The 23014-nt window shown below is 72.8% G+C and carries 18 protein-coding genes; 11 read left to right on the plus strand and 7 right to left on the minus strand.

Annotated features, from left to right (window positions below; genetic code table 11):
* Window positions 1-436: 436 nt before the first annotated feature.
* A complete protein-coding gene (locus LY12_RS02680) occupies window positions 437-2692 on the minus strand; it encodes a phospholipase A2 (protein ID WP_253853063.1) in 2256 nt (751 codons plus the stop codon).
* Window positions 2693-2840: 148 nt separating this feature from the next.
* A complete protein-coding gene (locus LY12_RS02685; RefSeq protein WP_308292055.1) occupies window positions 2841-4370 on the minus strand; it encodes a GGDEF domain-containing protein in 1530 nt (509 codons plus the stop codon).
* A gap of 814 nt (window positions 4371-5184) precedes the next feature.
* Here LY12_RS02685 and LY12_RS02690 point away from each other — a divergent pair.
* On the plus strand, window positions 5185-6075 hold the full coding sequence (locus LY12_RS02690) for an SDR family NAD(P)-dependent oxidoreductase (RefSeq protein ID WP_253853064.1): 891 nt from the start codon (window positions 5185-5187) through the stop codon (window positions 6073-6075).
* A gap of 56 nt (window positions 6076-6131) precedes the next feature.
* Here LY12_RS02690 and LY12_RS02695 read toward each other — a convergent pair whose 3' ends face one another.
* Window positions 6132-8000: an AMP-dependent synthetase/ligase gene (locus LY12_RS02695; protein WP_253853065.1), complete on the minus strand. Its 1869-nt coding sequence runs from the start codon at window positions 7998-8000 to the stop codon at window positions 6132-6134.
* 143 nt (window positions 8001-8143) lie between these two features.
* Here LY12_RS02695 and LY12_RS02700 point away from each other — a divergent pair, with 143 nt between their 5' ends.
* Genes LY12_RS02700 through LY12_RS02725 form a run of 6 tightly spaced genes read left to right on the plus strand, consistent with a single transcriptional unit; the run spans window position 8144 to window position 13288 of the window.
* On the plus strand, window positions 8144-8950 hold the full coding sequence (locus tag LY12_RS02700; protein WP_253853066.1) for an SDR family oxidoreductase: 807 nt from the start codon (window positions 8144-8146) through the stop codon (window positions 8948-8950).
* On the plus strand, window positions 8943-9857 hold the full coding sequence (locus LY12_RS02705) for an SDR family oxidoreductase (protein WP_253853067.1): 915 nt from the start codon (window positions 8943-8945) through the stop codon (window positions 9855-9857). Before LY12_RS02700 ends, LY12_RS02705 begins: the two co-directional genes overlap by 8 nt.
* Window positions 9854-10603 (plus strand): enoyl-CoA hydratase family protein, encoded by a 750-nt coding sequence (locus LY12_RS02710; RefSeq protein WP_253853068.1) that lies wholly within the window; start codon window positions 9854-9856, stop codon window positions 10601-10603. Before LY12_RS02705 ends, LY12_RS02710 begins: the two co-directional genes overlap by 4 nt.
* Window positions 10603-11469: a CoA transferase subunit A gene (locus tag LY12_RS02715; protein ID WP_253853069.1), complete on the plus strand. Its 867-nt coding sequence runs from the start codon at window positions 10603-10605 to the stop codon at window positions 11467-11469. The genes LY12_RS02710 and LY12_RS02715 overlap by 1 nt, the downstream gene beginning before the upstream one ends.
* Window positions 11466-12200: a CoA-transferase subunit beta gene (locus LY12_RS02720; RefSeq protein ID WP_253853070.1), complete on the plus strand. Its 735-nt coding sequence runs from the start codon at window positions 11466-11468 to the stop codon at window positions 12198-12200. The genes LY12_RS02715 and LY12_RS02720 overlap by 4 nt, the downstream gene beginning before the upstream one ends.
* 26 nt (window positions 12201-12226) lie before the next feature.
* On the plus strand, window positions 12227-13288 hold the full coding sequence (locus LY12_RS02725) for an NAD(P)H-dependent flavin oxidoreductase (RefSeq protein ID WP_253854830.1): 1062 nt from the start codon (window positions 12227-12229) through the stop codon (window positions 13286-13288).
* Window positions 13289-13510: 222 nt separating this feature from the next.
* On the opposite strand, the gene LY12_RS02730 is transcribed toward LY12_RS02725, so the two are convergent.
* The gene (locus tag LY12_RS02730; protein WP_253853071.1) at window positions 13511-14686 is read right to left on the minus strand and encodes an aminotransferase class I/II-fold pyridoxal phosphate-dependent enzyme; all 1176 of its coding nucleotides are present in this window, start codon (window positions 14684-14686) and stop codon (window positions 13511-13513) included.
* Window positions 14687-14757: 71 nt separating this feature from the next.
* On the opposite strand from LY12_RS02730, the gene LY12_RS02735 reads away from it, so the two are divergent.
* On the plus strand, window positions 14758-15465 hold the full coding sequence (locus LY12_RS02735; RefSeq protein ID WP_253854831.1) for a PIG-L deacetylase family protein: 708 nt from the start codon (window positions 14758-14760) through the stop codon (window positions 15463-15465).
* Window positions 15466-15616: 151 nt separating this feature from the next.
* Here the strand turns inward: LY12_RS02735 and LY12_RS02740 are convergent, their stop codons facing one another.
* Entirely contained in the window at window positions 15617-17044 is a 1428-nt protein-coding gene (locus LY12_RS02740; protein WP_253853072.1) for a DEAD/DEAH box helicase, read from the minus strand.
* A gap of 287 nt (window positions 17045-17331) precedes the next feature.
* Here LY12_RS02740 and LY12_RS02745 point away from each other — a divergent pair, with 287 nt between their 5' ends.
* Window positions 17332-18462, plus strand: a complete 1131-nt coding sequence (locus LY12_RS02745; protein ID WP_253853073.1) for an NAD(P)/FAD-dependent oxidoreductase — start codon at window positions 17332-17334, stop codon at window positions 18460-18462.
* Window positions 18463-18482: 20 nt separating this feature from the next.
* On the opposite strand, the gene yaaA is transcribed toward LY12_RS02745, so the two are convergent.
* The gene (gene yaaA, locus LY12_RS02750) at window positions 18483-19223 is read right to left on the minus strand and encodes a peroxide stress protein YaaA (protein ID WP_253853074.1); all 741 of its coding nucleotides are present in this window, start codon (window positions 19221-19223) and stop codon (window positions 18483-18485) included.
* A gap of 113 nt (window positions 19224-19336) precedes the next feature.
* Here yaaA and LY12_RS02755 point away from each other — a divergent pair, with 113 nt between their 5' ends.
* On the plus strand, window positions 19337-21085 hold the full coding sequence (locus LY12_RS02755) for a proline--tRNA ligase (protein WP_253853075.1): 1749 nt from the start codon (window positions 19337-19339) through the stop codon (window positions 21083-21085).
* A gap of 27 nt (window positions 21086-21112) precedes the next feature.
* Window positions 21113-22246, plus strand: coding sequence for a DUF8017 domain-containing protein (locus LY12_RS02760; RefSeq protein ID WP_253853076.1), 1134 nt, complete (start codon window positions 21113-21115; stop codon window positions 22244-22246).
* Window positions 22247-22305: 59 nt separating this feature from the next.
* On the opposite strand, the gene LY12_RS02765 is transcribed toward LY12_RS02760, so the two are convergent.
* Entirely contained in the window at window positions 22306-23004 is a 699-nt protein-coding gene (locus LY12_RS02765; RefSeq protein WP_253853077.1) for an HAD family hydrolase, read from the minus strand.
* Between the last annotated feature and the right edge of the window lie 10 nt (window positions 23005-23014).

A 23014-nucleotide genomic window follows, 5' to 3' on the forward strand; every position in this document is an offset into this window, starting at 1 on the left:
GGGTTCTCCGGTCCCGCGGGTCGCTGCGGGTTGCCCGGTCCCTGCGGTCCGCGGGGCCCCTGCTGTCCCGGGCCCTGCGGGCCGCCGCTGCGTGCACCGTCGGCGCCGCGCTGCCACGGCCGTTGCGGGCCTCGCCCCGGAGGCGGGTTCCGCGGTGGTTCGTTCACGCCGACGGCTCCCTTTCTCGACTCGTACGGGGCGCAGGTGCAGGCCCACTCAGCGGGTCCGCAACCGCGGTTCGCGTGCCGGGGTTCCGGTACCGGCTACCCGCGGGGCCGGCCGGCGACCGCAAACCGGCCCTTTCGTGGGACGCGGCGGTGCGACCGTAGGTTGTTCGCAGCCTGGCATATCGGGGCCTCGTTGTGGCCCAGGACACGACAGGAAACCCGGGGTGTGCCCGGAACGCGGCCGGTGTCGGGTTCCGGCCGACCCGGGGTCAACCCCCGGCCGCCGGGGCCCGCCACCACGACCGCAACGGCCGCGACGCCCGGCGCGCGGCCCACACGGTAGCCACGACCGCGGAAACGGCCAGCACCCCGGTCCCGGCGTAGACGACCACACCCACGGTGAACACACCGGGTCCTGCGGTCGCCGACAGCAGCGGCGGCACGCAGGCCAGCGCGGTGAGCAGCCAGGTGCGAGGGGAGTGGCTGTCGCCGGTGCGGACCGTGTGCAGCAACGACATCCCCAGCAGCAGGTGAACGAGGCTCTGGATCGGATCCAGCGGCAGCTGCGGCAGCAGCGGGGCGTCGCCGAACACGCGGAAGCTGGACAGCGCGAACCCGAAGACGCCGATCGTGGCGTAGCCGACCCCGGCGGCGGCGGCGACGTGAGCGAGCAGTCGTTCCAGGCGTGCCGTGGGCAGCTGCGCCGGTGCGGCCGGCGGTCGGTGGGCGGCGTGCCGCTCGAACCACCAGAACACCGCGAGCGCGGGTACGGCCAGCATGGCCACGGCAAGGCTCACCCGGAGACTGCCGGACGGCAGCAGATCCGGCAGGTACACGGCCGCGACCAGCAGGATCATGCCCGAGAGGGACAGCAGATACAGGCTCATGGGTGCCCTGGCGGCGTGCCCTGCGGCGAGTCGCAGCCGGGGCCACCGTGCCAGTGCCGTGAGCGGGCCACGCGCCAGCCGGAGCACACTCAGCTGCACGAGGCCGAGCAGGAACACGGGCACGACCGGTCCCGCGAGCGGTGGCGGACCGTCGGGCGCGCCGAGCACCGTCGCGGGGACGAGGCCCTGCCAGCCACCCGCGGCGAGCAGGCCCGTGCCCAGCACCGCCGTGACCGCGGCGGGCCAGGCCGAGCGGAGCCGTCCCGCCGCGTGGACGAGCGCCAGCTGCTGCGCGACGAGCGCCAGCACCAGGGCGGCGAGGCCTGCCCACAGCGGAGTGCCGGTGCGTTCGGCTGCCAGCACCAACCCGCCCAGTGCGGCGACGAGGCCGACGACTGTCACCGCGCTCGCCTTGCGGTGCAGCAGGTGCATCACCGGTGCCGCGACGGCCGTGAGCACGTAGACCCCGAGCAGCCACAGCGGATGCAGTGCGATGCGCACGGCGACCTCGACGGTCGAGGACGGCACGGTCATGAGCTCGAGCGCCGTCGGCACCGCGAACGCGACCAGCGCGAACACCAGCGCCATCCGCAACAGCCAGCTCGTGCGATGCGCGAGGTACTCGCGGTAGCCACCGCCGGCGCTCCGGACACCGAGCCAGTCGGCGAGGTTCGCGTGCCCTCCCGCGAAGAAGAAGACGAACGCGAACTGGGCGAGCCAGGTCGCCGGCCACAGCCATCCCTCGTCGGCACCCGCCCAGCCGGCCAGCGCGACGGCCGATTCGCCGAGCACGATCGCGCCGATCGCGGCGACACCGAGCAGGGTCCACCGGTTCGCCGGTGCCGCAGGCCGGGGCGGTGCGGCCGCCACCTGCGGGCGCGCCCGCCGGCTCCTCCGCCATGTGCGCAGGCGGAAGGCCAGGAGCAGGCCGATCGCCGCGACCCCGGCCAACAGCGGTCCGATCGGTTCACCCGTGGGCGGTCCCCAGCGTTGATGCCACGAGTTGACGTCGAGGCCCGCCGCGTACAACGACGCGACGGTGTGACAGGCGTGTCCGGAGCCGCGCGGGTTGTTCTCGCAGGTGGCGTGCATGTCGTCGGCAAGCCGCTGGTCGAGTGCGTCACGTAACGCCGGGTCGAGCGGATGGCCCTTGGCGTCGGCGTAGCGCAGCAGGTCGTAGCCGAGGTCGTGGGCGCGGCACGCCGTGTCGAACTGCCAGCGGGTCCCGTCCTCGCCCCAGGGGGCCGAGCAGCCGCCGTCGATGTGCACCGACCGCGCGGTGCCGTCCCCCGCGGTCTCCTCGCCGGCTGCCACGCCCGTGACCTCGCTGAAATCCGCGGGGAGGAGTGTGTGGGCCTCTCCCGCCGTTCGCGGGTCGAGCAGGGCGTGCGCCGCCTGCTGCGCCATGGCCACGTCGCCGTGGGGCGTGCCTTCCTCGGGCGGCGGCGCGGACCGGGAGGCGAGGAAGCCGAACCCGACGACCACGACGAGCAGCAGCAGCACGCGACCGGTCGTGCCCAGCCCGCGCCCGACGCCGTGCCCGAATCCGCGTCTCCGGTGCCGGTCGCGCGGTGGTGGCGCGGCCGGCACCGGAGACGCGGACGCGTCGGCGGAGTCGGTGGTCGTCGGGTGGGCCATCGCTTCCAGGGTGGCAGCGCCGGTGTGAAGCCGATATCGGGGTAACCCCCGAAAGTGCGACGAGTCGGTGACGCCGCCCACGCGGTTCCGTCACCCGGCGCAGGCATCCGGGACGCGACACCACGGAAGGGTGGACCGCGTCGGCGGGTCAGCCGTCCGCCGGCTCCGCGAAGTACACGGCGTCGCGGCCCGTCTCCTTGACCGTGTAGACGGCGGCGTCAGCCGCCTGGGTGAGCCCGTCGAGCGTCGTCGCGTGGTCCGGATACACGGCGATGCCGACCGACGCCGTCGGCCCGGCGATCGTGACGTGCGATCCGCGCTTGTCGGTCGTGTCGATGTGCAGGTCGGCGATGGTCGCGCGGATGCGCTCGGCGGCGCGGCGCGCCGCGCCGGCATCGGCGTCGGGCAGCAGCAGGAGGAACTCCTCCCCGCCGAACCGGCCGACGATGTCCGCGGGCCTGGTGGCCTCGCGCAGCACACCGGCCACCCGCGCGAGGACGTCGTCGCCCGCGGGGTGGCCGTAGGTGTCGTTGACGTCCTTGAAGTGGTCGAGGTCGATCATCAGTACGGCGAGGGTGCCGTCGGCGCGGCGGATCCGGCTGAGCGCGCGTCCCGCTGCCTCCGACCAGCCGCGCATGTTCCGGAGCCCGGTCTTCGGGTCGCTCGCGGCATCGGCCTGCAGTTGCTCGATCTCGGCGAGGCGGTTGAACGCCACGGCCACCGCGGTCATGATCAGCACCGCGGGCGGCAGGGTGACCAGCAGCACCGCGGTGACGGCGCCCAGTCCGGTGGCGACCGCTTCGAGCAGGTTGTCCGCGGTGCTGCCCAGTACCCCGCGCAGTGTCGGCGCCGGTCCACTGAGGGCGATGGCGCCGCCGACGTAGACCAGCTGCACGCCCTCGTAGACCGCGGCGGCGAGCAGGATCAGGGCGAACTCCCGCAGTGACGCGGCTGGGGTGAGCGCATCCCAATCGGCGGGGCCGAGCGCGCCGTGCAGCGTCGCCGCCAGCGCGGCCGCGAAACAGTGCGCCACCGTGGAGAACACGAAGTTGTGCGCAGGACGGCGTGCGATGAGCCAGCGCTGGGCGCGTACGGCGACGATGAGCGCCACCGTCAGTGTCACGGGCAGCACCAGCACCGCCGGGAACACCCACACGGCGTTGAGATCGATCAGCACCGACCGCATCCGGCTGCGGCGGCGCTCCTCCTGCCGCCGGGTCAGCTGGATGTGGACGGTGGCGCCCGCGAAGAGGAGCGCGAGACGCAGCCAGTCCGTCGCCGTCGGTGTCTCGGCCGACGCCGCGGCGAACGCGACTCCGGCCACCGCCAGGAGCTCGGCGAGGACGAGGAACCCGATGAACCACGGCGGCCGTCGCCACAGTGCCCATCCGGCCGGGGTGCGCGGTCCGGGTGGGTGCCGGTCCGCGTGGTGGTCGGCCCGGTGCCCGCGGCGAGACGGGCTCCGCGCGGCGCGATCCCCGGGCGTGGCGCCCTCGGGCACGGCACCCTCGGCGGCAGCGGTGCCCTCGCCGGTGTCGGGGGAAGGGGTGTTGTGGGCACGGGCGTCGTGGGCATTGGCGCTGTGGGCACGGGCGTCGTGGGCGGTGGCACGGGGTGCTCCGCTGTCCGACGTGGCGGCGGACCGTGGAGGAAGGCGGACATGCCGCTCGCGCCGCATGGGTACCTCCTTGTCGTCCTCGTCGCCCGGTCGTGCCGGCTGCCTGATCGGTCACCGCCCACCCCGGGGGCCGGCCGGGCGCGGGCGTGCTCCGGTGCCGGCTCTGCGGTTACCCGGCTCTGCGGTCCCTCTCGCATGCCCAGGTCGAACACGTTGGGTGTTCGGCGATGACGGATCCGTGACAGTGGATCATGACGATGCCCTGCGTGTCCGGGTGCGGAGCAGCCGAGGGCGAGAGATCACCGATAAGGGGACGGCGGGGTCGCTCACGCGTGGGCGCTGACCGGTGTCCCGGGGCCGGAATCCCTGGTTACGGGGTGCGGCGCGGACTAGGATGACACCCACACGGTGCGGGCGCACCGTCGATCCAGCTCGCCGTCCGGGGAGGTGAGGGGAGGTTCCGTGATGCGCGACCGTGACTTCTGATCGACCGTGATTCCGCTACCGGCGACGACTGTTGACCGGCTGTGTTGTTGACCGGTCGTGCTGCTGACGGGCCGTGTTCCTCTGGCCGTGGTACTGACCGACGGCGCCCGGCCTGCTCGCGCAGTCCGGTCTGCTCAAGCAGGCCGGCGCCGGGTCCGGGGCGGCGTTCCCGCCTCCGGCCGCGTCGTCGGCTGCACTCTTCGGTCCGGCTGTTCCTCGGCGCCGATCGGTTGCCGTGCGCTCGGCGCACTCACCCGGCCGTCCGCCGAATGGCAGGCATGTGCTGCGCCATCGGAGGGAAAGACTGGGAACGACCGCTGCTGTGGGTAGAGCCATCTCGGCAGGAGCCCAGTGCGGTCGGACCGGGTGCGGACTGCGGGAGGTCGACATGGACGGGTTGCTCGGCGGGAAGGCCGTCGTCGTCACCGGCGCCGGACGGGGACTGGGGGAGGCGTTCGCCGTGCACGCCGCGCGTGCCGGTGCCGGCGTCGTGGTCAACGACGTGGATGCCGGTGCTGCCGAGGCCGTGGCGGCGAACATCCGCGACCACGGCGGCCGTGCCGTCGCGAGCGGCCACGACGTGTCCGACGCCGACGATGCGGCGGCGGTCGTGGAGACGTGCGTCGGCGAGTTCGGCGCCGTCGACGGTCTCGTCAACAATGCCGCGGTGAACCACGAGGCGCTGCCGTGGGAGGACGATCCGGCCAGGGTGCGCGCGCTGATCGAGACCAACGTGCTCGGCGTGACGTTCACCGGTATGGCCGCCGCCCGCACCATGGTCGATGCGGGGCGTGGCGGTTCGATCGTCAACATCAGCTCCGGCGCGTCCCTCGGGCAGCGCAAACTCGGCGCGTACGCCGCGAGCAAGGGGGCCGTCGCGTCGCTGACCTACTCGTGGGCGCTCGACATGGAGGACGAGGGCATCCGTGTCAACGCCGTGTGCCCGCTCGCGCACACCCGGATGGTGTGGACCTCCGAACGGGCGCTGCGCGGCTGCCCGCCGGATCGCACGCCCGGCCGTATCGCGCCGGTGGTGCTCTACCTGCTCGGTGACGGCTCGGCGGGCATCACGGGCCAGCTGGTCCGCTGCAACGGGCCGCAGCTGCACATCGTCGGCCAGCCGTACCTCAAGGCGCCGATCCTCGAACGCGACGTGTGGGACACCGAAGGTGTGCAGCGCGCGTTCGAGGAGGTCTTCGGTGCGCACCTCGAGCCGTACGGCCTGGAGAAGCGGGTGCCGCCACGGCTGCGGAAGTGGCTCAACGTCACCACCGCCTGACGGGTGCCGTGACGCGACGGCCCCGGCCCACCGCGCAGGCGGGCCGGGGCAGGCGATCACGCCCCGTACAGCGACTCGATGTCGTCGCGGTAGCGCTCGTTGATCACGCGGCGCTTGAGCTTCAGCGTCGGCGTCAGCTCACCGCTCTCGGGCGTCCACGCCCGCGCCAGGACCCGGTACTGCTTGACCTGCTCCACGCGCGCGAGCCGCTCGTTCGCGGCGCCCACGGCCTGCTCGATCTCGGCCTTGACCCGTGGATCGGCCGCCAGTGTCGCCGGTTCGGTCGCCTCGATACCGCGCGCGGCCGCCCACGCCGGTGCGATCTCGTCGTCGAGCACGATCAGCGCGCTGATGTACGGCCGGTCGTCGCCGATCGCGACCGCCTGGCCGATCAGCGGGTGTTCCTTGAGCAGGCTCTCGATCCGCGAGGGCGCGATGTTCTTGCCACCCGCGGTGATGATCAGCTCCTTCTTGCGGTCGGTGATGGTGACGTAGCCGTCCCCGTCGATCGTGCCGATGTCGCCGGTGGCGAACCAGCCGTCGTCGTCGGTCACGTCGTCGATCGTGCCGTCGGCCTGCAGGTAGCCGAGGAACACGATCGGTCCGCGCACGAGCAGTTCGCCGTCGTCGGCCACGCGCACCTCGACACCGGGCAGCGGTCTGCCGACGGTGCCGGCCCGGAACGCTCCCGCCGTGTTCGCGGTGATGGCACCCGTCGTCTCGGACAGGCCCCAGACCTCCTGGATCTCCACGCCCAGTCCGGCGATGAAGTACAGCACCTCGACCGGCAGCGCCGCGGCGCCGCTCGAGGCGAGGAACAGCCGGTCCAGTCCCAGCATCTGGCGGACGGGCGCGAGTACCGTCTCGTCGGTCTCGGCGATGCGCTTGGCCAGGTTCGCGGGCACGGGCTCGCCCGCGCTGCGGAGCTTGTAGCCCTGCTGCAACAGCTCGTTGGCCTGCATCAGTGCGGTCTGCTTCTCCTCGGGCAGGCCGGCGAGCATGTTCTTCAGGCCGGCGACCATCTTCTCCCAGACGCGCGGCACGCCGAAGAACTGCTGGGGATGCACCCGGCCGAGGGCGGTGACAACACCGGCCGGGTCGGCGAGGGTGTGCACGTGGCCCGCGTTGACCGTCGGCAGATAGATCGACAGCACGCGCTCGGCGATGTGTGCGAGCGGCAGGTACGAGATGTTCGACAGGTGCGGCGGGTTCTCGTGGACCTCGCGCAGGGCCGTGGCCTGGTGGAGCGCGTTGCGGTGCGACAGCACCACGCCTTTCGGCATGCCCGTCGTCCCCGAGGTGTAGATCATCGACAGCGGGTCGTCGGGCCGGACGTCGGCCACGGCGCGGTCGAACGTCTCCGGATCGGCCGCGTGCGCTGCGGCTCCCTGGGCGTGGAGTTCGTCGAAGGCGACGAACCGGTCGTCGCCGGTGGGGACGGTGTCGTGATCCATCACGACGACGTGGTTCAGCGCGGGCAGCGAGTCCAGTGCCGGTCGCCAGCGGGCGAGTTCGTCGGCGCCCGCGAGGACGGCCACCGGAGCCGCGCTGTGCTCGGCGACGTAGGCGATCTGCTCGCTGCTCAGCGTCGAGTAGGCCGTGCACGGGATCGCGCCCAGGCAGGTCGCGGCCAGGTCGGCGACGATGTGCTCGGGCCTGCTCGGCGCCATGATCAGCATGCGCTGCCCGGACCGCAGCCCGAGGTCGGCCAGTCCGCGTGCGACCGCGGCGACCTCGTCGAGCAGGTCGGACCAGGTCAGGGTCGGTGCCCCTTCGACGTCGAGCGACGTGAGAGCCGGCAGGTCGGCGAACTCGCGCGCGTTGCGTTGCAACAGCGCGGGAATCGTGTCGGTGCCGGGATCGGCGGTGACGAGCTGCGCCTCTGCTGCGGTGTCGGTTTGGCGATCCGCGGACGGTGCGGCCATGGGGACTCCCGGGGTTCTGGTCGGCGCTGACGAGAGTTCCCACCCTATGTGCTCGGTGTCACCCCGGAAAGTCCGTGAGCAGCACGCTTGTCGTGAATAGAAACATGTTCTAGTTTTATTCTCAGGCGAGAACGGAGGTGTTCGTGGCGACCCGAGAGCTCACGTACGACGGGGCGGTCGTGCTCATCACCGGCGGAGCTCGCGGAGTCGGTGCGGGAATCTCCGCCGTGTTCCGCGAACTCGGCGCGCAGGTGGTCGTCTGCGGACGGACGGCTCCCGACGGTGCCGCCGCAGATTTCGTGTCCTGCGACGTACGCGACCCCGCGCAGATCACGGCGATGATGGAACAGATTCTAGAGTGCTGGGGCAGGCTGGACGTCGTCGTCAACAACGCAGGGGGAGCGCCGCACGCCGACGCCGGCACGGCATCACCCCGCTTTCACGACAAGATCGTGCAGCTCAACCTCCTCGCGCCGCTGCACGTCGCCCAGCAGGCCAACGAGGTGATGCAGCGACAGGACGCCGGCGGATCGATCGTCATGGTCGGCAGCGTCAGCGGCCGGCGCTCCTCACCGGGCACCGCTGCCTACGGCGCAGCCAAGGCGGGAATCGACAACCTGACGGCCAGCCTCGCCGTGGAATGGGCGCCGAAGGTGCGGGTCAACGCCCTGGCGGTCGGCATGGTGCGCACCGAGCAGTCGCACCTGCACTACGGCGGAGCCGACGGCGTCGAGGCCGTCGGCGCGACGGTGCCGCTCGGCAGGCTCGCCGAACCCGCCGAGATCGGGCGGTGCGCGGCGTTCCTCGCCTCGCCTCTCGCCTCCTACGTCACCGGCGCATCGCTGCTCGTTCACGGCGGAGGGGAGCGGCCCGCCTTCCTCGCCGCGGCCGACGCGAACGGTGCCGGTGTCCCAGACCGCGACATTCGACGGGAGAACGCACATGGGTAACGGGTTGTGCCGCGACCGGGTCGTCATCGTGACGGGCGCAGGCCGGGGCATCGGGCGGGCGCACGCGCTCGCCTTCGCCGACGCGGGCGCCAGGGTGGTGGTCAACGACGTGGGCGCGGCGCTCGACGGCGCGCGCACCGGGGAGGGCCCCGCCGCGGACGTCGCCGCCGAGATCGCCGACCGTGGTGGCACGGCGTGGGCGAGCACGCACGACGTCTCCGATTTCGAGGCCGCGAAGGCGCTCGTCGACGACACCGTGTCCCGGTTCGGCCGCCTCGACGTGCTCGTCAACAACGCGGGCGTGGTGCGGGATCGCATGCTCGTCAACCTCGATGCCGACGAGTGGGACGCCGTGATGCGGGTGCACCTGCGCGGGCACTTCGCGACGGTGCGCCACGCCGGCGCGCACTGGCGGGCGGAGGCGAAGGCAGGCCGCACCCCCGACGCGCGGGTGATCAACACGAGCTCGGGTGCGGGCCTGCTCGGCAGCGTCGGCCAGGCGAACTACTCCGCTGCGAAGGCAGGCATCGCGGGCCTCACCGTCGTGGCTGCGGCCGAACTGGGCCGGTACGGGGTGACCGTCAACGCGATCGCCCCGTCGGCGCGTACCCGTATGACCGAGGACGTCTTCGCCGACATGATGGCGCGTCCGGACGGTGGATTCGACGCCATGGCACCGGAGAACGTCTCGCCGCTGGTCGTGTGGCTGGGCAGCGCCGAGTCCGCCGATGTCACCGGGCGGGTGTTCGAAGTGGAGGGAGGCAAGGTCTCGGTCGCACAGTCGTGGCGGCACGGGCCGGAGATCGACAAGGGGGCCCGCTGGGATCCGGCCGAACTCGGCCCTGTCGTGGCGGACCTGCTGGCCAAGGCGCCGGCACCGGAACCCGTCTACGGGGTGAGCCGATGACCGTCACGAGAACACGCATCGACGAGCACATCGCGGTGATCACGGTCGACGCGCCGCCGGTCAACGCGCTGCCGGTGGCGGGATGGTTCGAACTGGCCGATGCGGTACGCGCGGCGGGTGCCGACCTCGGCGTGCACGCCGTCGTGCTCCGAGCCGAGGGCCGCGGTTTCAACGCGGGCGTCGACATCAAGGAGATCCAGGCGACCAGCGGATACGAGGCGCTCGTCGGCGCCAACCGGGGCTGCCACGCGGCGTTCGGAGCCGTCTACGACTGTGCCGTGCCCGTGATCGCCGCGGTGCACGGACACTGCCTGGGCGGCGGGATCGGGCTCGTCGGCAACGCCGACGTCGTCGTGGCCTCCGAGGACGCCACCTTCGGTGTGCCGGAGGTGGAGCGCGGCGCGCTCGGCGCGGCGACGCACCTGGCCCGGCTCGTGCCGCCGCACCTGATGCGGACGTTGTACTTCACCGCACGCACGGTCACGGCGGCCGAGCTGCAGGGATTCGGTTCGGTGTACCGGGTCGTGCCCGCCTCCGAACTCGACGAGGCCGCATGGGACGTGGCTCGGTCGATCGCTGCCAAGGACACGCGGGTGATCCGGGCGGCCAAGGAGGCCTTGAACGGCATCGACCCGCAGGACGTGCACCGCAGCTACCGGTTCGAACAGGGCTTCACGTTCGAGCTCAACCTGCTCGGCGCCGCCGACGATGCCCGGCAGTCGTTCCTGGACGAGAAGGGGTCGTGATGGCCGACAAACGCACCACCGTCGACGACGCGGTCGCCGAGCTGCGCGACGGGATGACCGTCGGCATCGGCGGCTGGGGCTCCCGGCGCAAGCCGATGGCCGCGGTCCGCGCGATCCTGCGCAGTCCGGTGAAGGACCTGACCGTCGTCTCCTACGGCGGACCCGACGTGGGACTGCTGTGCGCCGCGGGAAAGGTGCGGCGCGTCGTGTTCGGATTCGTGACGCTCGACTCGATTCCGTTCGACCCCCACTTCTCCCGCGCTCGGGAGAACGGTGACGTCGAGGTCACCGAGTACGACGAGGGCATGTTCGGCCTGGCGCTGCAGGCGGCGGCCCAGCGGCTGCCGTTCCTGCCGACGCGGGCGGGACTGGGCTCCGACGTGCCACGGTTCTCGCCGCACCTGCGGACGGTGCGCTCGCCGTACCCCGACGGGGAGGAGCTGCTGGCCGTGCCCGCACAGCCGCTCGATGTGGCGTTCGTGCACCTGAACCGGGCCGATGCCCGGGGTAACGCCCAATACCTCGGGCCGGACCCGTACTTCGACGACCTGTTCTGCCTCGCCGCGCAGCGGCGTTTCGTGTCGGCAGAACGGGTCGTGTCCACGGCGGAGCTGACCGAGGGCGGGCCGGTGCAGTCGCTGCTGCTGAACCGGTCCGTTGTGGACGGTGTGGTCGAGGCTCCGGGCGGGGCGCATTTCACCACCGCGGCACCGGATTACGGCAGGGACGAGCGATTCCAGAAGCACTATGTCGACTCGGCCAAGGACCCGGAGCGCTGGCCGTCGTTCGTCGACCGGTTCCTGTCCGGCGACGAGGCCGGATACCGGGCAGAGGTCGACAGGTTCGCAGCGGAGGCGGTCGCATGAACGACGTGACGAGGGCCGAGATCGCAGTGGTGGCGGTCGCCGAGCTGTTCCGCGGGGACGGCGAGATCGTGGCGAGCCCGATGGGCACCGTCCCGTCGCTGGGCGCGCGGCTGGCGCGGGCGACGTTCGAACCGGGCCTGCTGTTGTCGGACGGCCAGGCCTACCTCGTCGACGGTGACGGCACGGTCGAAGGGTGGCAGCCGTTCCGGCGGATGCTCGACACGATCGTCCCGCACGGCACGCGGCACGTCGTGATGGGTGCCAACCAGATCGACCGGTTCGGCAATCAGAACATCTCCGCGATCGGCGAGCACAGCCGTCCGGCGAAACAGCTGCTCGGCGTGCGCGGCGCGCCCGGCAACACCGTCAACCACCGCACCAGCTACTGGGTGCCGCGGCACGCCACGCGCGTCTTCGTGGACTCGGTGGACGTCGTGGCCGGCGTCGGCTACGACAACGCGGCGAAAGCGGGCGCGGCGGCGCAGCGGTTCCACGACGTGCACCGGGTGGTGACCGACCTCGGCGTGTTCGACTTCGGCGGACCGGACCACGTGATGCGCGCTCTGTCGCTGCATCCCGGCGTGACCACGGCGGAGGTGGCGGAGGCGACGTCGTTCCCCGTCGAGACCGCGGCGGCTGGCACCACTCGCATGCCGACGGCCCACGAGCTGCAGCTGATCCGTGAGGTCCTCGATCCGGAGGCCGTGCGGGAGAAGGAAGTGCGGTCATGACCGCCGGGGCGGACGCCACGGCCACAGTGGACACTCCGCTCACGCGCCTGGCCGGTGTTCGGCATCCGGTCGTCCAGACCGGCATGGGCTGGGTGGCGGGCTCGCGGCTCGTCGCCGCGACGGCCGAGGCGGGCGGCCTCGGCATCCTCGCCTCGGCGACGATGAGCTACGACGAGCTGACGGCCGCGATCGGGGAGACGAAACAGCGCACGGGGCGGCCGTTCGGTGTGAATCTGCGTGCCGACGCCGAGGACGCCGACCGGCGCGTCGACCTGCTGATCGCCGAGGGGGTGCGCGTGGCGTCGTTCGCGCTGGCCCCGCGAAGGGAACAGCTCGCGAAGCTCAAGGACCACGGCATCGTCGTGATCCCGTCGGTGGGCGCGGTGCGGCACGCCGAGAAGGTCGCCTCGTGGGGCGCCGACGCCGTCGTGGTGCAGGGCGGCGAGGGCGGCGGGCACACCGGACCGGTGGCGACGACGGTGCTGCTGCCGTCCGTCGTGGACGCGGTGGACATCCCGGTCGTCGCGGCCGGCGGGTTCTTCGACGGGCGAGGTCTCGCCGCGGCGCTGTCCTACGGCGCCGCGGGGATCGCCATGGGCACGCGGTTCCTGCTCACCGCGGACAGCACGGTGCCGGAGGAGGTCAAACGTCACTATCTGGAGCGGGACATCTCCGGCACGGTCGTGACCGACCGGGTCGACGGCATGCCGCATCGCGTGCTGCGCACCGACCTCGTCGAACGTCTCGAATCGTCGGGCCGGTTCACCGGGGCCGTCAGGGCGTTGCGCAACGCCGCGCGGTTCCGTGCGCTCACGGGCCAGTCGCCGGTCGCCATGGTGCGGGAGGGGTTGGCGATGAAACGCGGCAACGACCTGACGTGGAGCCAGGTGCTGATGGCAGCCAACACGCCGATGCTGTTGCGGGCCGGACTGGTCGAGGGCCGTACCGACACCGGAGTGCTCGCCTCGGGACAGGTTGCGGGTGCCGTCGACGACCTGCCCACGGTGGCCGAGTTGGTCGAGGGCATCGTCGCCGACGCGGCCGCCGTGCTGCAGGCGAACGCTGCCCTCGTCGCGCGCACCGGCTGACCGCGTCCGATCGCGTGTCCTGCGCCCACCCGTCGCCCGGCCGCCACCCCCAACGTCGCGCTGCCGCGCGGCAGCGCCGATGGCGAGTTCTGCGCCCGGTACCGCGAGTTCTGCACTCGTGCTGCACCCGGCCGCACCTTGCCGGCGTGCCGACGCGCGGCGAGGTCCTCGCGCCGAAACCCCGCGGAGCGGGCGCAGTTCAGGGCGGAGCGGGGGCGCAGGTCAGGAACGCGGTGCCGTCTCGGAAACGACCTTGACCGCAGCGTCCACATCGGATTCCGAAAGACCGGCGCGGGCGGTCAACCGGAGCCGGGTCACCCCGTCCGGGGCGACCGGCGGGCAGACCCGTCCCACGTGCACGCCGTGTTCGGCACACGCGTCGGCCCATGCGGCGGCGGCCGGGGCGCTGGGTGCGGGCAGCGACACGATGGCCGCTGCGGGCAGGCTCGTGCGCAGTCCCGCCGCGCGCAGCCCCTGGGCGAGCGACATCGCGCCGTCGACGGCCGTACCGGGCCGCTCCGGTTCCTCCCGCAACGCGGCGAGCGCGGCCAGCGCGGCGGACACGGTCCCGGGGGCGGGGGCGGCGTCGTAGCCGTAGGCGCGGGCGACGTCGGTGATCTGACGGATCGCCCTGCGCGGCCCGACGACCGCCCCGCCCTGCACCCCGAGGGCGCCGCCGAGTGACAGGGTCGTCACGACGTCGGGTGCCGAGGACAGTCCGGCGTCGTGCACGGCGCCGCGGCCACCGTCGCCGAGCACACCGAACCCGTGTGCATCGTCGACCAGCAGTGCCGCGCCGTGGCCTCGGCAGGTGTCGACGAGCGTGCCGAGGTCGGCGGCGTCCCCGTCGACGGCGAACACCGATTCGGTCACCGCGAGCGCGCGTGGTTTCCGCCGCGTCGACAGGGCGTGGGCGACGGCATCGGTGTCGAGGTGGGCGACCGCCGCGACGTCGCCGCGAGCGAGGCGGCAGCCGTCGACCAGTGAGGGCTGGACGTACTTGTCGCTGACGATCGCCGATTCCGCGCCCGACAGCGCGGTGACGGCCGCCAGATTCGCGGTGTAGGCCGAGGGGAACACGGCCGCGGCCTGCGCTCCTACGAACCGGGCGAGTTCGTGCTCCAGCTCGGCGTGCAGTTCGAGCGCGCCGCCGAGCAGCGGGGTTCCTGCCGCGCCCGCACCCCACTTGAGCGAGGCGGCGGCCGTGGCGCCGGCGACCCGCTTGTCCCGTGCCAGCCCCAGGTAGTCGTCGCCGGCGAGGTCGATCTCGCCGGGTGCGGGCGTGGCGCCGCGCTGCCGCGGCCTGCGCGTGAGACCGGAATCGCTCCGGGTGGCGGCTTCGGCGTCGAGCCAGTCGAAAACCTCGTCGGGCGGAAGAGCTGGACCGGGTGCGTTCACGGGTGGCAGTGTCGCACCAGACCGACGACGAGAGGGGAGCGAGGGTGGCCGACACTCCGCAACTGGAGGTCATGCCCGGTGACTGGGACCGGGCGCTGGCCGTGGTGGCCCATCCGGACGATCTCGAATACGGCGGTGCGGGCGCGGTCGCGCGGTGGACCCGGGAGGGCAAGTCCGTGGTCTACACCCTTGCCACGCGCGGAGAGGCCGGTATCGACGGCATGCCGCCCGAGGAGGCTGCGGTCGTGCGCGAGCGTGAGCAGGTCGCCGCGGCACGGGTGGTGGGCGTCGAGGAGGTCGAGTTCCTCGACCACGCCGACGGCGTCATCGAATACGGCTTGCCGCTGCGCAGGGACATCGCTGCGGCGATCCGCAGGCACCGGCCGGAGCTGGTGATCATGACGAACCACCGCGACACGTGGCCGGGCGGGCCGTGGCTGAACATGGCCGATCACCGCAACGTCGGACTCGCGACCCTGGATGCGGTACGGGACGCGGCGAACCGCTGGGTCTTCCGTGAACTCACCGACGAGGGCCTCGAACCGTGGGACGGCGTGCGCTGGGTCGCGGCCGTCGCATCACCGCAGGCCACGCACGCCGTCGACATCACGGGCACGCTCGACCTGGCCGTGGAGTCGCTGCGCGAGCACCGCGCGTACCTCGACGGGCTCGGTGATTCCTCGATGGCCGATCCGAGCTTCCTGCGCGAGGCCGCCGCCGAAGCGGGCACCCGCTTCGGCGGCGTGCCGGCGTGCGAATTCGAACTGTTCCCGATGTAGCGCTCCGGAGGCACCGTGGCTTGCCCGTAGCGGACTCGGCTCGCGGACGTGTGTCCGTGGCCGGGTGGGCGCACCGCACCCATCGATCGCGAGGGGAGGATGCGTCGCGTTGAGTGCAACCAAGGTGCCCCCGGGGGCACGCCGGCCTCGGTCAGGCGTCGACCGGCCTGCGGGGCCTGCGGCCGCCGCCACGGCGCTGCCCGCCGTTACCGCCGCGACCCTGACCGCCCTGACCACCACGCGCCTGACCACCACGGCCCTGCCCGCCGCGGTCGCCGGGACGGCCGCCGTTCCTGCCACCGGGACGACCACCGCCGGGGCGTCCGCCGCCGGAGCGGCGCTGCTCCTGCTGCGGCTGCTTGTCGACCAGAGCCACACCGCTGGGCCTGCGCGCACCGGTGATGCGCGCCAGCTCGGCGTCCCCCGGCGTGACGAGCAGGGACTTCGGCTTGACGCCCGCCTTGTCGGTGAGCCGGAGCGTCTGCCTGCGCTGGTCCCGCGTGATCAACGTGACGACGGTGCCCGAGGCTCCCGCCCGCGCGGTCCGGCCCGCACGGTGCAGGTAGTCCTTGTGGTCGGCGGGCGGGTCGACGTGCAGCACGAGGCTGACGTCGTCGACGTGGATGCCGCGCGCGGCGACGTCGGTCGCGACCAGCACCGTGGTGCGGCCGTCCTTGAAGTCGGCGAGCACGCGGTTGCGCTGTCCCTGCGTCTTGCCGCCGTGCAGTGCGCCCGCGGGCACGCCCTGCGAGCGCAGCTTCGTGGTGAGGCGATCGACGTGGTGCTTGGTCCGCACGAACATGATCGTGCGGCCGTCCCTGGCACCGATCTCGGTGATCACGGGCATCTTGTCCGGCTGCGCGAGCTGCAGCAGGTAGTGGTCCATGCTCGTCACCGACGCCGTCACGGGCGCGACCGAGTGCGTCACCGGGTTGTGCAGGTAACGCTGGACGAGCTTGGACACGTCACCGTCGAGGGTGGCCGAGAACAGCAGGCGCTGGCCGTCGGCGGGCGTGAGATCGAGGATCTCGCGCACCTGGGGCAGGAAGCCCATGTCGGCCATCTGGTCGGCCTCGTCGAGCGCGACGTAGCCGATCTCGTCGAGGGCGCACGTGCCCTGGCGGACGTGATCCGACAGCCGGCCGGGCGTGGCGATGAGCAGATCGACGCCGCGGGACAGCGCGTCGGCCTGCCGGTTGAAGGCCATGCCGCCGACCGCGGTGCGGCACCACAGGCCCAGCGTCTTGGCGAGCGGGATCAGCACTTCGGCGACCTGCATGGCCAGTTCGCGCGTGGGCACGAGCACCAGCGCGCGGGGCTTCTTCGGGCTGGCCTTGCCGCCGTCGAGGCGGGCCAGCAGTGCCAGGCCGAACGCGAGGGTCTTGCCGGAGCCGGTCTGCGCCCGGCCGAGGACGTCGTGCCCGGCGAGGGCGTCGGGGAGGGTGGCCGCCTGGATGGCGAACGCGTCGGTCATGCCGTCGGCCTCCAGTGCGCGCACGAGCGGGCGCGGCAGGCTCAGGTCGGCGAACGGGACGGACGCGGTGGTCGTGGATGCGGACGTGGACAGGTTTGTGCTCACACAGGCCTCTCGGACGTGGCACGTCGCAAGGAGGCCCGGGGGAGTCGCACGTCGGTGGTGCGGTGGGCTTTCACAAGGACGAACCCGGCGCGCCGGAGCCCCGTGCCGTGTTCGACCGGTGTGGCGCGCCAATGGATGGGAAATCGGAAATCGCCGTGTGAAGGAGCCCTTCGGCTCACGGCGCTTCAGGCACTCTACCCCAACCGTGGCCTCGCCGTCAGCCGAGGTCGCCGTGACGGACGGCACCGACCACGCTGTTCGCCGCCGTGGCGCGGCATAGTGGCGGCATGCGCATCGTGATCATCGGGTCGGGCATCGCAGGTGCGGGCACCGCATGGCAGCTGGCGCGGCGCGGCGCCGACGTCGTCGTGGTGGACGCCGACCACGCCGGGCGGGCGACGGCCGCGGGCGCCGGAATCGTCTCGCCGTGGAACTCGCGGACGCTCGACGGCGACGAACTCGCCTTTCACGCCGAGGGCGCGGCCTACTACCGCACGATGGTCGACGAGCTGGCGGCCGACGGGGCAGGGGAGACGTCGTTCGCGATCGTCGGCGGGCTCGTCGTGTCGCAGGACGAGACGTGGCTGCGCGAGTTCCACGGACGCGCGCTCGAGCGGGCGCGGCGCTGGCCCGAGATGGGCGAGGTGTCGCTGCTCGACCCGGCGGCCGCCGCGGAGCGCATGCCGCTGCTGGCGCCCGACCTCGGCGCGGTGCGCATCGCCGGGGGAGGACGGGTCGACGGGCGGACGCTGCGCGAGACGTTCCTCGCCGCGGCCGTCGCGCGCGGTGCGCGACTGCGTGGCGGCACGGCCGAACTCGTCGTCCGCTCCGGCCGCGTCGCGGGCGTGCGAGTGGCCGGCGACCTGGTGGAGGCGGACGGCGTGGTGCTCGCCGCCGGCGCGTGGACCGCCCCGCTGGCCGCGTCCCTCGGCGTGGCGCTTCCCGTCGAGCCCCAGCGTGGTCAGATCAGCCACTTCGGGGTCGGCGGTGCCGGCGACGATCGCGGTACCGCGTCGTGGCCCGTCGTGTCCCCGGTCGGGTCCGGGCACTACATGCTCGCGTTCCCCGACGCCCGGGTCGTCGCGGGGGCGACCCGGGAGACCGGGTCGGGCTTCGACCACCGTGTGACGGCCGCGGGGCAACGCGAGGTGCTGACCCAGGCGCTCGCCGTCGCCCCGGGCCTGGCCGACGCGACACTGCTCGAGACGCGCGTCGGCTTCCGGCCGGTCACGCCCGACGGGCGGCCCGTCATCGGTGCGCTCGCGGCGCACCCCGAGGTGACCGTGCTCACCGGCTTCGGCGCGGGTGGGCTGACGATCGGGCCGAACGCGGCGCGCCTGGCCGCGGCCGCTGCGCTCGGGGAGCGCCCGGACATCCCGGAGCTGTTCCGACCCGAACGGTTCGGCGGCGCCGCCTGAGGCCCCGCTCCGCCCGGTGGTCAGTGATCGGTGACGAGGACGAGGTCGGTCTCGCCCGCGCGCTCCATGGTCATGCCCGCCTTCTCCGCGACCGCCACCACTTTGTCCACAGTGGACGGCTCGGCGCGGCTCGTCACCAGTGCGGCGGCCAGCCTGCCCTTGTAGGCCTTGTTGTGGTGGCTGACGGTCCTGCGGTTGCCGGACGCGTCCTCGGTGACCACGCGCACCGTGACGGCACCGGGAATCCGCGCGAGCGCCGCGTACGCACCCGAGCGCAGGTCGACGACGAGTTCGTCGGACTGCAGCACCGGTTCCAGCACCGGGCGCCACACCGACCGCAGCGCCGGGAACCCGGGCAGTGAGCTGCCGCCCGAGAGCCGGTAGGCCGGAATCGGATCACCCGCGCGCACGACACCGAACAGCGCCGACGCCACGGCCAGTCTGCTGCCGGCCCGGCCGGCCTCGGCACCGGTGAAGGACCCGGCGTCCAGGGCGTCGTAGAGCACGCCGGTGTAGCGCCGCAGCGCGGGCATCGTCGGCGACGTCCACAGCGCCGCGTTCCGCTCCACCTCGCCCGCCTGCCGCTCGGAGAGGCCGAGTGCGGCCAGGCTCGCGGGTACGTCGGCGGCCAGCTCGACGAGCGCATCGGCCAGCTTGCGCCGCACGGGGTTCAGTTCGGGCAGTGACAGCGCGTCCAGGTCGAGCGGGGCGCCGTCACCGCCTGCGGCCTTGGTCTCGGAAGGGGGCAACAGAACGAGCACGCCGTCCGAGGGTAGTGCCGCTCCGGCGGCGCCCCGATAACCGGTTGTCCCGGCTCACGGCGCGCCGACTACCCTTCGTCCATCACCGCTTTCCGTCTCCCTAGGAGCACACCGTGATCACCAGGATGTCGTCGTTGTTCCTGCGCACGCTGCGTGAGGACCCGGCGGACGCCGAGGTGCCCAGCCACCGGTTGCTGGTGCGCGCAGGCTACGTCCGCCGCGCCGCCCCGGGCGGCTACTCCTGGCTGCCGCTCGGCCTGCGCGTGCTGCGCAACATCGAGCGGGTCGTGCGTGAGGAGATGGACGCCATCGGCGCGCAGGAGATCCAGTTCCCCGCGCTGCTGCCGAAGGAGCCCTACGAGGCCACCGGCCGGTGGAGCGAGTACGGCGACACCGTGTTCCGGCTCAAGGACCGCAAGGGTGCCGACTATCTGCTCGGGCCGACGCACGAGGAGCTGTTCACGCTCACCGTCAAGGGCGAGTACAGCTCGTACAAGGACTATCCGGTGATGCTGTACCAGGTGCAGACGAAGTACCGGGACGAGGCGCGCCCCCGCGCGGGCGTGCTGCGCGGGCGCGAGTTCGTCATGAAGGACTCGTACTCGTTCGACCTCGACGACGAGGGGCTTGCAGCCTCGTACCAGAAGCACCGCGACGCCTACATCAAGATCTTCGACCGCCTCGGGCTCGACTACGCGATCGTCGCGGCGACGTCGGGGGCGATGGGCGGTTCGGCGTCGGAGGAGTTCCTGGCGACCGCCGAGTCCGGTGAGGACACCTACGTCCGCAGCACCGCCTCCGGCTACGCCGCCAACGTCGAGGCCGTGGTGACGCCCGCGCCGCCCGCGCGCGATCTGGCAGGCCTGCCCGAGGCGCAGGTGCACCACACCCCGGACACGCCGACGATCGAGACGCTCGTCGACTTCCTCAACGGCGCGGGCATGGGCCGCGAGTTCACCGCCGCGGACACGCTCAAGAACGTGCTGGTCAAGACGCGCACTCCCGGCGAGAAGGAGTGGACACTCCTCGGTGTCGGCGTGCCCGGTGACCGCGAGGTCGACATGAAGCGCCTCGAAGCCGCGCTGGAACCCGCCGAGGTCGCGCTGGTCGAGGAGGCCGACTTCACGGCGAACCCGTTCCTGGTCAAGGGCTACATCGGGCCGGGTGCGCTCCAGGCGAACGGCATCCGCTTCCTCGTCGACCCGCGCATCGTCACGGGAACGGCGTGGGTCACCGGTGCGGACAAGTCCGACCACCACGTCGTCGACCTGGTGTGCGGCCGCGACTTCACCCCGGACGGCACCGTCGAGGCGGCCGAGGTGCGCGAAGGCGACGCCTCGCCCGACGGGCAGGGCACGCTCGTCGCGGCACGCGGCATCGAGATCGGCCACATCTTCCAGCTCGGCCGCAAGTACGCCGACGCGTTCGAACTCGATGCGCTCGGGCCGGATGCGAAGCCGGTGCGCATCACCATGGGCTCGTACGGCATCGGCGTCTCCCGCCTGGTCGCGGCCATCGCCGAGCAGCACCACGACGAACTCGGCCTCGTGTGGCCGCGCGCCGTCACGCCCGCCGACGTGCACCTGGTCGTCGCGGGCAAGGACGACAGCGTGTTCGAGGGTGGCGAGCGCATCGCGGCCGAACTGTCGCAGCGTGGCGTGTCGGTGCTCTTCGACGACCGCACCGTCTCGCCCGGCGTGAAGTTCGCCGACGCGGAACTCATCGGCGTGCCGACGATCGTCGTCGTGGGCAAGGGACTGGCGAAGGGCGTCGTCGAGGTGAAGGACCGTGCTTCCGGCGAGCGCACCGAGGTCGACGTCGACGCCGTCGTCGAGCACCTGACGGGCCTCGTGCGCGGGTAGTCCGCGCACGAGCCGGGGGAGACATCGGTGATCTTCGGTCGCAAGAAGCGTGACGAGACGTCGGCGCGCTACGGGTACGAGGACAAGGCCGCGCTGAAGGGTGTCGGCGGGTACGAGCCCGCCGATGCGAGCGACGCGTACCGGCCGCAGTCGTCACCCGCGCCGGATCCGTCCGCCCACCACCCGGCGGCGCACCGTCCGGCCGCGCCGTACTCGGGGACGGCCGGGCAACACGATCCGGCCACGCAGCACCCCGCCGGACAGCACCCGGCCGGACAGGGTGCGCCGACACCGGACCCTGCCACCCGGGGACCGGCGCACGGGCCCGCGCAACAGCCTGCCGCTCCCGGCCCGGGCGGGCCGGTGCCGCCGCCGCGGGTGAAGACGTCGTCACGGGCTGCGGGGCGGAGACGTTCGATCGGCTGGATTCCCCCGCTCGTGGCGGTTGCGGCGATGTGGGGTGTGCCGCAGCTGTTCCCCGAGGACGACGGGACGAGTGCCCACGTGGATTCGGACGCCCCGACGTCGGAGTACACCCCGCCGCCGGAAACGCGGGTCAGCGTGCCGGCGGCCGTCGACGGCTGGCACTCGGTGGCCGGTGGTGACGGCGCGTACGCCTACGACGTGCCGCCGGACTGGCAGCCCGAGCAGGGTGTGGTGCACGGCTGGGAGGCAGGCGGCGGATACGACGCCCGGTTCGCGCTGTCGACGTCGGCGTTCGTCGGCAAGGAGTGCGACGACGCGACGCATGCCGGTGGTGCTGGTGTCACCAGCTATGACCGGCCCGTGGACGCGGCGGCTCGGCCGCTCGTGGAGGAGGTGTCCGCCCGGGCCTACGCCGCGGACGGCGGTGCGAAGCCGCGGGTGCGGGTGGTCGCGGAGGACGCGGGCCGGTTCTCCGGTGGTGAGCGTGGCTCGGGGCGGACGCGGTCGCTGATCGCCGAGGTGACGCCCGCCGAGCCCGGAGGATGCGTGCCGGATCGCGCCGTCGTCGGCACCAGGACCGTCGGCTCGGCCGAGGGCGACGGCACCGTCGTGGCGCTCGTCGTCTACGCCGACGCCGAGCTCGCCTCGGCGGAGGACGTCCGGCGGATCCTCGGCAGCTTCCGCGGAGTTCCCGAGTCCGACCGCAGCACGGTCACGGTCACGCCGACCGGCTGACCGCGCCCCCGGCCGCCGGACGGGACGGGTTCCGGATAGGGCGGTGGTTCGGGCACCGGCTAGCCCAGGATGGCCCGTAGCGCCGCGCCGGTGTCGCCGAGGTCGGGCAGGACGGCGTGGGCTCCGGACGCGCGCAGTTCGTCGACGCCGTGCCTGCCCGTCGCGACGGCCACGGCGACGGCGTCGCACGCGAGCGCGGCGGCGACGTCGTGCGGGGTGTCGCCGATGACGACGACCTGCTCCGGGGCGCGGTTGTGCTTGCCGGAGGCGAGCTCGACGGCCTTCGCGACGAGTTCGGGGCGGTGGGCCGACAGCGAGCCGTAGCCGCCGATCTCGAAGTCCAGGTGGGTGTGCAGGCCGAACGCGCTCAGCTTGTGACGGGCGATCGCCGGCAGGTTGCCGGTCACCAGCGACTGCACGACGCCGTGGGTTTCGGCCAGCCGGGTCAGCACGTCGGTGACGCCGGGCAGGACCGTGCCGCGGGCGCGCAGGTCGTCGGCCGGGTCGGTGGCGAGCGCGGTGAGTTCCCGCCACAGCCGGTCGATCAGTTCGGGTGTCGGTTCGACGCCGTGTGCGGTGAGCAGCTCGGTGGTGATCGCGAGCTCGGTACGGCCGGGAAACGGTGGCATCCGTTCGAGGGTCACGCCCGCGACCGTCGCGAGCGCTTTCCGGTACCAGTCGCCGCCACTGCCGGACAGGTCGACGAGCGTGAGGTCGATGTCCCAGAGCACGAGGTGGGCGGGCTGGCTGTGGGTCACGTCGGACACG

Source organism: Prauserella alba (assembly GCF_024171735.1).
GTDB lineage: Bacteria > Actinomycetota > Actinomycetes > Mycobacteriales > Pseudonocardiaceae > Prauserella > Prauserella alba.